This window comes from Paenibacillus macquariensis (assembly GCF_900156375.1).
Taxonomy (GTDB): Bacteria; Bacillota; Bacilli; order Paenibacillales; family Paenibacillaceae; genus Paenibacillus_AQ; species Paenibacillus_AQ macquariensis.
This window is the reverse complement of record NZ_FTNK01000023.1, coordinates 23370-37944: the sequence shown is the minus strand read 5'-3', so window position 1 is coordinate 37944 and position 14575 is coordinate 23370. Positions and strand designations below refer to the sequence as shown.

10 protein-coding genes are annotated in these 14575 nt (G+C 42.9%); all 10 read right to left on the bottom strand.

Features of this window, described 5'->3' with window-relative positions; translation table 11 throughout:
* Nucleotides 1–20: 20 nt before the first annotated feature.
* The gene (gene rplC / locus BW961_RS25685; RefSeq protein WP_068591153.1) at nt 21–644 is read right to left on the bottom strand and encodes a 50S ribosomal protein L3; all 624 of its coding nucleotides are present in this window, start codon (nt 642–644) and stop codon (nt 21–23) included.
* 44 nt (nt 645–688) lie between these two features.
* On the bottom strand, nt 689–997 hold the full coding sequence (rpsJ, locus tag BW961_RS25680; protein WP_036652923.1) for a 30S ribosomal protein S10: 309 nt from the start codon (nt 995–997) through the stop codon (nt 689–691).
* Between the two features lie 419 nt (nt 998–1416).
* Entirely contained in the window at nt 1417–2607 is a 1191-nt protein-coding gene (tuf, locus tag BW961_RS25675) for an elongation factor Tu (protein WP_068591151.1), read from the bottom strand.
* A gap of 100 nt (nt 2608–2707) precedes the next feature.
* Nucleotides 2708–4786 (bottom strand): elongation factor G, encoded by a 2079-nt coding sequence (fusA, locus tag BW961_RS25670; protein ID WP_068591148.1) that lies wholly within the window; start codon nt 4784–4786, stop codon nt 2708–2710.
* Between the two features lie 44 nt (nt 4787–4830).
* Nucleotides 4831–5301: a 30S ribosomal protein S7 gene (rpsG, locus tag BW961_RS25665; protein ID WP_068591146.1), complete on the bottom strand. Its 471-nt coding sequence runs from the start codon at nt 5299–5301 to the stop codon at nt 4831–4833.
* A gap of 45 nt (nt 5302–5346) precedes the next feature.
* Nucleotides 5347–5766: a 30S ribosomal protein S12 gene (rpsL, locus tag BW961_RS25660; protein WP_068537339.1), complete on the bottom strand. Its 420-nt coding sequence runs from the start codon at nt 5764–5766 to the stop codon at nt 5347–5349.
* 139 nt (nt 5767–5905) lie between these two features.
* Nucleotides 5906–6157, bottom strand: a complete 252-nt coding sequence (locus tag BW961_RS25655) for a ribosomal L7Ae/L30e/S12e/Gadd45 family protein (protein ID WP_068537341.1) — start codon at nt 6155–6157, stop codon at nt 5906–5908.
* Between the two features lie 169 nt (nt 6158–6326).
* Nucleotides 6327–9941 (bottom strand): DNA-directed RNA polymerase subunit beta', encoded by a 3615-nt coding sequence (gene rpoC, locus BW961_RS25650; RefSeq protein WP_068591144.1) that lies wholly within the window; start codon nt 9939–9941, stop codon nt 6327–6329.
* A gap of 85 nt (nt 9942–10026) precedes the next feature.
* On the bottom strand, nt 10027–13572 hold the full coding sequence (rpoB, locus tag BW961_RS25645; RefSeq protein WP_068591143.1) for a DNA-directed RNA polymerase subunit beta: 3546 nt from the start codon (nt 13570–13572) through the stop codon (nt 10027–10029).
* Between the two features lie 348 nt (nt 13573–13920).
* Nucleotides 13921–14526, bottom strand: a complete 606-nt coding sequence (locus BW961_RS25640) for a class I SAM-dependent methyltransferase (protein ID WP_068591141.1) — start codon at nt 14524–14526, stop codon at nt 13921–13923.
* Between the last annotated feature and the right edge of the window lie 49 nt (nt 14527–14575).

Here is a 14575-nt window from a genome sequence, read left to right as displayed (position 1 = left end):
GTTCCTCCTTTCTATGGTGATTATTTCTTCACCGTTTCTTTGATTTTCACGTAGCTGTTTCTAGGTCCTGGTACAGCACCTTTAACAAGTAAAACATTACGTTCTACATCTACTTTGATAACTTCAAGTCTTTGTACTGTAATTGTCGTATGTCCCATATGTCCTGGAAGGCGTTTGCCCTTAGGTACACGGTTCGCTTGGATGGAACCCATGGAACCTGGTCTACGGTGATAACGCGATCCGTGAGCCATTGGTCCGCGGCTTTGGTTCCAACGTTTAATTACACCTTGGAATCCTTTACCTTTTGAAGTACCTGTTACGTCAACAAATTCACCTTCTGTGAAGACATCAGCCTTCAACTCTTGACCCACTTCAACACTTGTGGAGTCAATCCCGCGAATTTCGCGAACGTAGCGCTTAGGCGCAGTATTTGCCTTTTTCGCATGGCCTATTTCTGGCTTGATCGCGTTTCTTTCCTTTTTATCGGAAAAGCCTAGTTGAACTGCTTCATAACCATCGTTCTCTAGGTCTTTCTTTTGCAAAACAACACAAGGTCCTGCTTCAATTACTGTTACAGGAATTACATTACCTTCAGGGGTAAATACTTGAGTCATCCCGAGTTTTTTTCCTAAGATACCTTTCATGTTGACACCTCGTTTCCTTTATAAATTCATACTAGTAAAACAAATTACAATTTAATTTCAATATCTACACCGGACGGCAGGTCCAAGCGCATTAGGGCATCCACAGTTTGTGGAGTCGGGTTAACGATGTCGATCAAACGCTTATGAGTGCGTTGTTCAAACTGTTCCCGCGAATCCTTATACTTGTGTACCGCACGGAGAATGGTAATGATTTGTTTTTCAGTTGGAAGTGGAATCGGTCCGGAAACACTAGCACCCGAACGTTTTGCAGTTTCAACAATTTTCTCAGCGGATTGATCAAGAATTCTGTGATCGTAAGCTTTCAAACGAATACGAATTTTTTGCTTTGCCATTTTAGTCCCTCCTTCTATCGCCCAATTTGGTATCGGACATACTCCGTGAAAATTTTCTAGACAACCGCTCCATGGCAAAGGGGCCAGGTGTGTCAGTAACCTCTCACATCATCGCAACGTCTCAGAACAACATTCATAATTATATAGAATACTTGGGTATAAAGCAAGTATTAAATAGAAAGTTAAGTTATTACCTCGTGGCTAAGTTTATATAATACACTTTATTCGCTAAGTAGGCAACCTTAAACTGTTCATTTGATGAATCAGTTCGCCAGTAATTTTACCCAAATCAGCTTTTGAAATTAAAAACAGAGGATTCTATCGTTTAAAGGATAGAATCCTCTGTTGACTTGCGTTCACATCACACTGTTGCTCGTTACAGTACACTGTTGCTTATGATTCAAAGACCAAAGTCTTTATTATTTAGTGATTGTTGCTACAGCACCTGCACCAACAGTACGTCCGCCTTCACGAATGGAGAATTTAGTACCTTCTTCAATCGCGATTGGGTTGATCAATGTAACAGTTACAGTGATGTTGTCACCAGGCATAACCATTTCAGTTCCTTCTGGCAAAGTGATAACGCCAGTTACGTCAGTTGTACGGAAGTAGAACTGTGGACGGTAACCAGTGAAGAAAGGTTTATGACGTCCGCCTTCTTCTTTAGTCAACACGTAGATTTGTGCAGAAAATTCTGTGTGAGGCTTAACAGAACCTGGTTTAGCAAGAACTTGACCACGCTCGATCATTGTGCGGTCTACTCCACGAAGCAATGCTCCGATGTTGTCACCAGCTTGAGCGGAATCAAGCAATTTGCGGAACATTTCCACACCAGTAACGATGGATTTCTTGGATTCTTCAGTAATACCAACGATTTCGACTTCTTCGCCGATCTTAACAGTTCCACGTTCTACACGACCTGTAGCAACGGTACCGCGACCAGTGATAGAGAATACATCCTCGATAGGCATCAAGAAAGGTTTGTCAGTATCACGAACTGGATCTGGAACATACTCATCGATAACGTTGAACATTTCAACGATCTTAGCAGCCCATTCTCCGTCTGGATTAGCCAAAGCTTCACGAGCTGAACCTTGGAAGATTGGAGTGTCGTCGCCTGGGAAATCATATTCATTCAACAGGTCACGAACTTCCATTTCTACCAATTCAAGAAGCTCTTCGTCTTCTACAACATCACATTTGTTCAAGAATACAACGATGTATGGAACACCAACTTGACGAGACAATAGGATATGCTCGCGAGTCTGTGGCATAGGACCATCAGCTGCAGAAACAACTAGGATAGCTCCGTCCATTTGAGCAGCACCAGTGATCATGTTTTTAACATAATCGGCGTGACCTGGGCAGTCTACGTGTGCATAGTGACGCGTAGGAGTTTCATATTCAACGTGAGCTGTAGAGATTGTAATACCACGTTCGCGCTCTTCTGGAGCTTTATCGATTTGATCGAATGCTACAGCAGCACCCCCGTAAGTTTTGGACAATACAGTTGTAATTGCTGCAGTAAGAGTCGTTTTACCATGATCGACGTGACCAATAGTACCGATATTTACGTGTGTTTTATTGCGTTCAAATTTAGCCTTTGCCATTTTAAACACTTCCTCCTTCAATAAATAAATTGTTTATGTTTATACAGCCCGAAGTAAAAGAATCACTTCTTTCGCTTCGTTCTGTGAAAAAAAGTGGTGATTATTCTCCACCCTTAGTCTTGGAGATAATTTCTTCAGAGATACTCTTCGGAACTTCTTCATAATGAGAAAGCTCCATTGAGAATACACCGCGACCTTGAGTACCTGAACGAAGTGTTGTGGAATATCCAAACATTTCAGACAATGGCACCTTAGCACGAATGATCTGGCCGCCTGCACGGGAATCCATACCTTCAATCCGTCCACGACGGGAGTTCAGCATGCCCATAACATCACCCATATACTCTTCTGGCACAACAACTTCAACTTTCATGATAGGCTCAAGAAGGACAGGCTTACACTTGTCTTTAGCAGCTTTAAGCGCTAGAGAACCTGCAACTTTAAATGCCATTTCATTGGAATCGACATCATGGTATGAACCATCAACGATGGTAGCTTTGACATCAACAAGCGGGAAGCCTGCGATAACACCGCTCTTCATTCCTTCTTCAATCCCTGCAAGTGCTGGAGCAACATATTCTCTAGGAACAGATCCACCGACAACCTTGCTTTCGAAAGTATTACCAGTACCTGCTTCAAGTGGTTCGAATTCAACCCATACGTGACCGTATTGTCCACGGCCCCCAGATTGACGTACGAACTTACCTTCAACACGTGCTGCTGCACGGAAAGTTTCACGATAAGCAACCTGTGGTTTACCCACATTGGTTTCTACGTTAAACTCACGACGCATACGATCGATGATGATATCAAGATGAAGTTCACCCATACCTGCTAGAATCGTCTGACCTGTCTCTTCATCTGTATGAGCACGAAGTGTAGGGTCTTCCTCAGTCAACTTACCGAGTGCAACACCAAGTTTATCTTGGTCAGCCTTCGTTTTAGGTTCAACTGCGATAGAGATAACTGGTTCAGGGAAGTTCATTGATTCAAGAATAACTGGGTGCTTCTCATCACAGAGTGTATCACCAGTACTTGTATCTTTCAATCCAACAGCTGAAGCGATATCACCGCAGTAAACTTCGGCGATTTCCTGACGGCTGTTAGCATGCATTTGAAGGATACGTCCGATACGTTCGCGTTTACCTTTTGTTGCATTCAGTACATAAGAACCGGATTGCAATACACCGGAATATACACGGAAGAACGTAAGTTTACCAACGTAAGGGTCAGTCATAATCTTAAATGCAAGCGCTGCGAAAGGAGCTTTATCATCAGCCTGACGAATTGTTTCAGTACCATCATCAAGGTGACCAACGATAGCTGGAACGTCAGTTGGAGCTGGAAGATAATCAACTACAGCATCCATCATCAATTGAACTCCCTTGTTGCGATAAGAAGATCCACAGATAACTGGGAAAATCTTCGTTTCAACAACACCTTTACGAAGAGCTTTTTTCAATTCTGGAATCGTAATTTCTTCACCTTCAAGGTACTTCATTGTTAGTTCTTCATCTAATTCTGCAACTTTCTCAAACAGAATTGCACGAAGTTCTTCAACTTGAGCCTTGAATTCTTCAGGAATTTCAACTACCTCAATGTTTTGACCTAGATCATCCTTGTACATATGAGCTTTTTGCTCAATAAGGTCGATAATCCCGATGAATTCATTTTCTGCACCAATCGGAAGTTGAATAGCTACTGCATTCGCAGCAAGACGATCACGCATAGATTCAATAACATTAAGATAATCAGCACCGATAATATCCATCTTGTTCACATATGCAATACGTGGTACGCCATAACGGTCAGCCTGTCTCCATACGGTTTCGGACTGAGGTTCTACGCCCTCTTTTGCACTGAACACACCTACTGCCCCATCCAATACACGAAGGGACCGTTCAACTTCAACAGTGAAGTCAACGTGTCCCGGGGTATCAATGATATTAACGCGGTGACCCTTCCAAGAAGCGGTAGTAGCAGCGGAAGTAATTGTAATTCCGCGCTCCTGTTCTTGCTCCATCCAGTCCATAGTCGCAGCCCCTTGGTGAACCTCACCAATTTTGTGCGTTATACCTGTGTAGAACAAGATCCGTTCAGTGGTAGTAGTCTTACCTGCGTCAATATGAGCCATGATCCCAATATTACGTGTATTACTCAAGGAGAACTCTCTTGCCATAAAAACAGTCTCCCTTCAATAACAAAGTTATATTAAAATAGATTCTACCAACGATAGTGAGCAAACGCTTTGTTTGCTTCAGCCATTTTGTGTGTATCTTCGCGTTTCTTAACAGAAGCGCCTGTGTTGTTAGAAGCGTCAATAATTTCTGCAGCCAAACGTTCTTCCATAGTCTTCTCTCCGCGGTTGCGGGAGTAGTTCACGAGCCAACGTAAACCTAGAGCAGTACGTCTTTCAGGTTTCACTTCTAGTGGTACCTGGTAGGTAGAACCCCCTACACGACGTGCTTTAACTTCTAGAACTGGCATGATGTTCTTAATAGCTGCTTCAAATACTTCCATCGGATCTTTCTCCGTACGTTCTTGAATAAGCTTGAACGCGTTATATAGAATTGTCGCTGCAGTACCTCTCTTACCATCCAACATAATGCGGTTGATTAGACGAGTAACTAGCTTGCTATTGTACAACGGATCTGGTAAAACGTCTCTTTTAGTAACTGGACCCTTGCGTGGCATGGATATCCCCCTTTCTCAAATCATTGAATTCTATTGAATTCACTATTATTTTTTGACTTTCGGACGTTTCGTACCATACTTGGAACGAGCTTGCATCCGGTTGTTAACGCCTGCAGTATCAAGAGCACCGCGAACGATGTGATAACGAACTCCTGCAAGGTCTTTTACTTTTCCTCCACGAACCAATACGACACTGTGCTCTTGCAAGTTGTGTCCGATTCCTGGGATATAAGCAGTCACCTCAATGCGGTTCGTCAAACGAACACGGGCATATTTACGAAGTGCGGAGTTTGGTTTACGTGGAGTCATAGTACCTACACGAGTACATACACCACGTTTTTGTGGAGCGCTCAATCCAGTCTCTTCACGCTTCAAAGCGTTATACCCTTTTTGTAATGCTGGGGATTTAGACTTGTAAATCTTAGATTGGCGTCCTTTACGAACTAACTGATTAATTGTTGGCATGTTGTTGCCACCCCCTTCCTATATTACTGTCCATCTATAACCGCATCCCAAGCCCACAGACCCAGGTGGTTCATAAAAGGACAAATGAAAAGTCTTTGCGGAAAAGAATTTGTATCTTTCTCACAAAAACTTCTTACAACTACTGTTTAATGACAGCAGCCATTGCTGCACCCACCTCAATGCTGCATGCTTCGCCCAATTCAATCATGGTGTCCACATACGTTATGTTGACGCTATGCTTTTCGCACAGTGCTACAATCTTTGAAATAAGCCGGTTGTCCGCATCTAAGGCTACATATACTTCAGTAGCTTGACCACACTCAACGGTACGCATGGTTTGTTTGGTGCCGATTCTAACATGAGCATCCTGTAATCCTTTATCATTAGACATCTTTTACGAATCCTCCAAAAGAACAGGAATAATGCAGTTACTCACGCACCTATGATATATTAGCATCTCATATCATCGATGTCAAGGCATTTGTTGTATTATCGATTAATGAAGGTGGTACTGTGAAGTCGAACGAACTTGACGTATGACTTCACAGCAACCATCTAAATTATTCTACAGTAACAGGTTCCAGCACTTTAGGCGCCTTATTCAACAATTCTGGATCAGCGTAAGTCACACTACGATAACGATTCAAACCTGTACCCGCCGGTATTAACTTACCGATGATTACATTTTCTTTCAAGCCGAGAAGTTTATCAACTTTGCCCTTAATTGCAGCATCTGTTAATACACGAGTCGTTTCTTGGAAAGAAGCCGCAGACAAGAATGAATCAGTCTCAAGAGAAGCTTTCGTAATACCAAGAAGAACTGGTTTGGCAACTGCTGGTTCTTTACCAGAAATAATAGCCACTTTATTAGCTGCTTCATATTCATGAATATCCGAGAATGCCCCTGGAAGAAGAGTAGTCTCTCCTGCATCGACAATTCGAATCTTACGAAGCATCTGTTTAATCATAACTTCAATATGCTTATCGTTGATTTCTACGCCTTGGTTACGGTATACACGTTGAACTTCCTGCAAGATGTAGTTCTGTACCCCGCGAATACCCTTAATACGTAGAATTTCTTTCGGATCGATTGAACCGTCTGTAAGCTCGTCACCAGCCTCAATTTCTTGGCCTTCACTAACACGAAGACGAGATCCATAAGTAACCAAATATGTTTTGGTTTCTGCTTCACCCTGAACTTCAATCTCACGACGATCTTTCGTTTCACGAATTTCTTTAACGACACCATCAATTTCACTGATTGTTGCTTGCCCTTTTGGTATACGAGCCTCAAATAGCTCTTGAATACGCGGCAAACCTTGTGTGATATCGTCTCCTGCAACACCCCCGGTATGGAAGGTACGCATTGTAAGCTGCGTTCCCGGTTCACCGATGGATTGTGCTGCGATAATACCAACCGCTTCACCAATCTCAACATGTTTACCAGTTGCCAAGTTCCGACCGTAACAAGTCTTACATACACCATGTCGAGCACGGCAACTTAGTACAGAACGAATTTGAAGTTTTTCAACTCCTGCTTCTACAATAGCAGTTGCTTTGTCAGAGTCGATTAGATCATTGCGATTAACAATAACCTCTCCGGTCTGTGGATGACGAACCGTCTCGAAGCAATAACGACCTTCAATACGGTCATACAGATCCTCAATGACTTCTTTACCATCTTGAATCTTCGCTACACTAAAGCCTTTATCGGTACCACAATCCTCTTCGCGGACAATAACATCTTGTGCCACATCAACGAGACGACGTGTTAAATAACCTGAATCGGCTGTACGTAGTGCTGTATCGGCAAGACCTTTACGCGCTCCGTGAGTAGATAGGAAGTACTCAAGTACCGTTAGACCTTCACGGAAGTTAGATTTGATCGGCAACTCGATGATACGTCCTGATGGATTGGCCATCAGACCGCGCATACCACCCAACTGTGTGATCTGCGATTTATTACCACGCGCTTTAGAATCAACCATGAGCATAATATTGTTATATCGATCCATGGATTTCATAAGCACTTCTGTAATCTCATCTTTTGTCTTAGACCAAATTCCGATAACTCGGTCATAACGCTCTTCATTCGTAATCAAACCACGGCGATACTGATTCGTAACAACGCTAACCTTAGCATCAGATGCATGAAGAATCTCATCTTTCTCTTTAGGTACAATAACGTCTGATACAGCTACTGTAATCCCCGAACGTGTTGAATACGTAAATCCGAGTTGTTTGATTTTATCAAGAATAACCGATGTTTTAGTCGTATGGTATGTTTCGAAACAGCGAGCAATAATCTGTCCGAGATATTCCTTACCGACTGCCCCAGCAATTGGAAGGCTATCAATCAGTGCACGAACATCTGCACCTTTCTCATACACGAAGTAACGTTCAGGTGTACCGTTGAACAAGTTATCACGTGTCGCCTCATTAATGTATGGGAAGCTGCTTGGATAGATTTCGTTAAAGATAATTTTACCTACAGTTGTAATCAACAACGCATTTTGTTGCTTCTCTGTAAAGTTGGTTTTACCCAATGCTTTAACTGGGATAGCCACACGCGCATGAAGACCCGCCGTTCCACGTTGATAAGCAGATACAGCATCATTCACTGTACGAAGGATCATTCCTGTTCCTTTTTCTTCTTTATTATCCATCGTGAGGTAGAACGTACCAAGAACCATATCTTGAGATGGTGTTACGACTGGTTTACCGTCTTTCGGATTCAGTATGTTACCTGATGCTAACATAAGAATACGCGCTTCAGCCTGAGCTTCTGCAGACAATGGAACGTGAACAGCCATTTGGTCACCATCAAAGTCGGCATTGTAAGCCGTACATACAAGTGGGTGAAGTCGAATAGCATGACCTTCTACTAGGATCGGTTCAAACGCTTGGATACCGAGACGGTGAAGCGTAGGAGCGCGGTTAAGTAGAACTGGATGCTCTTTAATGACTTCTTCTAATACATCCCAAACTTCAGGGCTTACGCGTTCAACTTTGCGTTTCGCACTCTTAATGTTATGGGCAAGGCCTTTATTAACCAATTCTTTCATTACGAAAGGTTTAAACAATTCCAGTGCCATTTTCTTAGGTAGACCACATTGATACATCTTAAGGTATGGTCCAACAACGATAACAGAACGACCAGAATAGTCGACACGTTTACCGAGTAGATTCTGACGGAAACGTCCTTGTTTACCTTTCAGCATGTGGCTGAGGGATTTCAACGGACGATTACCTGGACCCGTAACAGGACGACCACGACGTCCATTATCAATAAGAGCATCTACTGCTTCTTGAAGCATACGTTTCTCGTTCTGAACGATAATGTCAGGCGCTCCAAGATCCAATAGACGTTTCAAACGATTGTTACGGTTAATTACACGGCGATACAAGTCATTCAAGTCAGACGTTGCGAAACGTCCACCATCCAACTGTACCATCGGACGAAGCTCTGGAGGAATAACCGGTAGTACATCCATGATCATCCATTCCGGCTTGTTCCCGGAATTACGGAATGCTTCAATGACTTCAAGGCGTTTTATCGCACGATTACGACGTTGACCTTGGGCAGTGCGAAGTTCTTCTTTTAGGAATACGAGTTCTTTATCAACATCGATATCCTGCAAAAGTTTCTTCACAGCTTCTGCACCCATGCCAGCATGGAATCCGTAGCCATATTTCTCACGATAACTACGATATTCTTTTTCAGACAAGAGTTGTTTTCTCTCTAGTGGAGTTTCACCAGGATCTGTTACAACATAAGATGCGAAGTAAATGATCTCTTCAAGTGATCTTGGAGACATATCCAAAGCCAGACCCATACGGCTAGGGATACCTTTGAAATACCAGATATGAGATACAGGAGCAGCAAGTTCAATGTGTCCCATACGTTCGCGACGCACTTTCGCACGAGTGACTTCAACGCCACAACGATCGCATACTACGCCTTTATAACGGACACGTTTGTACTTACCACAATGACATTCCCAGTCTTTCGTTGGTCCAAAGATCTTTTCACAGAACAGGCCTTCTTTTTCCGGTTTTAACGTACGATAGTTAATCGTTTCCGGTTTTTTAACTTCTCCGCGGGACCATGACCGAATCTTCTCGGGAGAAGCGAGCCCGATTTTCATGTATTCAAAATTGTTAACATCCAACAAGGAGCAACCCTCCTTAATCTAGTACTATATTATTTAATGACGTGAGTCGGGCAGCAAGGTAACCCTTACTGCCGATCACGATACCTTATTCCACTCCGACTTCCGCGCCTTCCAAGTTGAGACTCAGCTTATCTCCTGCCTGCTCATCCTCGTCATCGAGTTCTCTCATCTCGATTTCTTGTTCGTCACCACTAAGGATCTTAACATCCATTCCTAGTGATTGAAGTTCTTTAATTAGAACCTTGAATGATTCAGGAACACCAGGTTCCGGAACATTCTCACCCTTAACAATGGATTCGTAAGTCTTCACCCGACCTACAACATCATCGGATTTAACTGTCAAGATTTCTTGTAGTGTATAAGCGGCACCATAAGCTTCAAGTGCCCAAACTTCCATCTCACCGAAACGTTGACCACCGAATTGAGCTTTACCACCCAGCGGTTGTTGTGTAACAAGTGAGTAAGGACCTGTGGAACGAGCATGGATTTTATCATCAACCATGTGCGCAAGTTTGATCATATGCATGACGCCGACGGTAACTTCACGTTCGAACATATCACCTGTACGACCATCATACAATTTTGTCTTACCATTACGATTCATGCCTGACTCTTCCATCGTATCAAATACATCATTCTCGTTAGCACCATCAAATACTGGTGTTGCTACGTGAATACCAAGGCGCATTGCTGCCATACCTAAGTGTACTTCGAGCAATTGACCGACGTTCATACGTGAAGGTACCCCTAGAGGGTTTAGAACGACCTGTACTGGAGTTCCATCAGGAAGGAACGGCATATCTTCTTCTGGTAAAATACGAGCAACGACACCCTTATTACCGTGGCGTCCTGCCATTTTGTCACCTTCAGAGATCTTACGTTTCTGTGCAATATATACACGAACCATTTGGTTAACACCTGGAGGTAATTCATCACCGTTCTCACGAGTAAATACCTTCACATCGACGATAATACCATCACTACCATGTGGAACGCGTAGAGAAGTATCACGAACTTCACGAGCTTTCTCACCAAAGATAGCATGGAGCAAGCGTTCCTCCGCAGTCAGTTCAGTTACACCCTTAGGTGTTACTTTACCCACTAAGATGTCGCCAGCACTAATCTCCGCACCAATGCGGATAATGCCTCGTTCATCTAGATTGCGAAGTGCGTCTTCCCCAACGTTAGGGATATCACGAGTAATCTCTTCAGGTCCAAGTTTCGTATCACGTGCTTCAGATTCATATTCTTCAATATGGATCGAAGTGTATACATCTTCCTTAACCATCTTCTCACTTAGAAGGATCGCATCCTCATAGTTGTAACCTTCCCAAGTCATGAAGGCAACGACTACGTTACGACCCAAGGCAATTTCGCCCATTTCAGTAGAAGGTCCATCCGCTAGGATATCTCCCACTTTCACGACGTCGCCTCTCTTAACGATAGGACGTTGGTTAATACAAGTACCCTGATTCGAGCGCATAAATTTGTGTAATTTATGTTTAACGAGATCGCCCTTCACTTCTTTACCATCTACAAGTTCAACACGGCGTATCCAGATATCATTAGCTGAAGATCTTTCGATAATACCGTCATGTTTGGACACAATACATACGCCAGAGTCTTTCGCTGCTTTGTGTTCCATTCCTGTACCAACCAATGGAGCCTTAGGAATTAGCAATGGCACCGCTTGGCGCTGCATGTTTGATCCCATTAGTGCACGGTTGGAGTCATCGTTCTCAAGGAAAGGAATAAGCGCCGTAGCGACCGACACTACTTGTTTCGGAGATACGTCCATATAATCGACGCGATCACTTGGCATTGAAAGAATATTATCAGCCTGTTTGTTATAACGAACGATAACAATTTCGTCTGCAAACTTGCTTTCTTCTGTCAACTTAGCGTTCGCTTGCGCGACAATATAGTTATCTTCTTCATCAGCAGTTAGATAATCGATCTGTTCCGTAACGATACCCGTCTTCGGATCTACCCAACGATACGGAGCTTCAATAAAGCCATATTCATTAACACGTGCAAAAGTTGACAACGAGTTAATCAATCCGATGTTCGGGCCTTCTGGTGTTTCAATCGGACACATCCGGCCATAATGACTTGGATGAACATCACGAACTTCAAATCCAGCACGTTCACGAGTCAAACCGCCGGGTCCCAAAGCTGATAGACGACGTTTGTGCGTCAATTCGCCAAGTGGATTGGTCTGGTCCATAAACTGTGACAACTGAGAACTACCAAAGAATTCTTTAATTGATGCAATTACTGGTCTAATGTTAATCAACGCTTGTGGCGTGATAACATTCGCATCCTGAATGGACATTCTCTCACGAACGACACGTTCCATTCTCGATAGACCAATACGGAATTGGTTTTGCAACAACTCACCAACAGAACGCAGACGACGGTTACCTAGATGGTCAATATCATCCGTATTACCTACACCATGCAGCAAATCAATGAAATAACTGATGGATGAGATAATATCAGCTGGCGTAATGTTTTTAACTGATTTATCGATATTAGCATTAGCAATCACTTTGATGATTTTTCCTTCTTCAATTGGAGAGAAGACATCGATGCTTTGCAGTGGAACTTCACCTGCGTCCAACGCTCCATTAGCTACATGGTACGTTTTGAGACCAACACCATTCTCAAAATGAGGAAGCAATTCATCCAACAAACGACGGTCTACCATTTGACCGGATTCAGCCAGGATTTCTCCCGTTTCCGGATCAACTAGATTCTGAGCCAACTTTTGATTGAATAAGCGATTCTTAATGTGTAATTTTTTATTGATTTTGTAACGACCTACATTAGCTAGATCATAACGTTTTGGATCAAAGAATCGAGCTACCAATAGACTCTTGGCATTATCCAAAGTTGGAGGTTCACCCGGACGAAGACGTTCATAAATTTCAATAAGCGCTTTTTCCGTAGAATCCGTGCTGTCTTTATCTAATGTGTTCTGGATATATTCATCATTTCCAAGCAAATCAAGAATTTCAGCATCACTACCAAAACCTAGTGCTCGAAGTAATACAGTTACCGGTATTTTACGTGTGCGATCAATACGGACATACATGATATCCTTCGCATCCGTTTCCAGTTCAAGCCATGCTCCACGGTTAGGGATTACTGTAGCTGTGTAATTCCGTTTACCATTTTTGTCGATTTTGGTGCTGAAATAGACGCTAGGAGAGCGAACCAACTGGCTGACAATTACCCGTTCTGCACCATTAATAATAAATGTACCGGTCTCCGTCATTAGTGGGAAGTCTCCCATGAACACTTCCTGTTCTTTGACTTCTCCTGTTTCTCTGTTAATGAGTCTCACTTTAACCCGTAGTGGTGCCGCATACGTGACGTCACGCTCTTTTGCATCGTCAATGTTGTATTTCGGTTCACCTAGGCTGTAGTCAATAAACTCCAGCACCAAATTACCTGTGAAATCTTGGATCGGCGAAATATCGTGAAACATCTCCCGTAATCCTTCCTCCAAAAACCAATCATAAGATTTTTGTTGGATTTCAATCAGGTTCGGAATTTCGAGTACTTCGTTAATTCGTGCATAACTTCGCCGAGTGCGTCGACCATACTGAACAAGATGTCCTGCCAACTTTAACTCACCCCTCATGTCTACTCACTTTAAAAATACATTGCGAACCTCTGTTTGGACAATTATAATGGAACCATACAGAGCGTTCTTCCACAAATAAAGAAAAGCCCTTACCCGAATTCTTTCGAACAAAGAGCATCTTACCGTGGATCCTTACATCACTTGGACTTCACGTTCAACAGACCTGCTTAACATCTGCATAGCATTTCAATACATGCATGGCTATGTTATTTAGTTCTAACAAAGCACTTGACATTTGAGCAAACTAAAGACAAGAAGCCTATCCTAATACTGACATTTCATAATAGTATCATATTTGAAATATCAAGTCAATAGTCCTATTGCGGATTATTTCAAAGGTTTTAAAGCCTTAAATATTCGATAACCCTTATCCTTCGTAACCTCCTGCACATCTCCGAACAAATCCGTAAGCTTTTCTTTTGCCGATGGCGCACCTTGTTTCTTCTGGATGACTACCCAAAGCGCTCCACCTTCACGTAAATGCTCATAAGCTTGTTCAAAAATAGCATGCACCGTTTCTTTTCCAGCACGGATCGGAGGATTAGTTAGAATAACATCGAAGCTTTTACCTTTAACCGCTGTAAACAAATCACTCTCCATAATAGAAACATTCGTGATTCCATTTAGCAAAGCATTTTCTTTGGCAAGTTCGACCGCTCGACTATTGACATCCACCATCGTCACATGACCATCCTTTACCATCCGCGCTGCAGTAAGACCCATCGGGCCATACCCACACCCAACATCAAGTACTTCTGCTCCAGGTGAAAACTCCATGGCTTCAATCAATACCTTACTTCCATAATCCACGCCTTTTTTGGAAAACACTCCAGCATCACTTATAAAGCGATACGTCGATCCCTTTAATTGCTCTTCAATCGTTCTGCGGTCGTGCTGTGCATCCGGTTGGTTCGAATAATAGTGCTGCGGCATCCTAATCCTCCGAATCTGCGTTCCATTCTATTTTTTCCCAATGTCTATA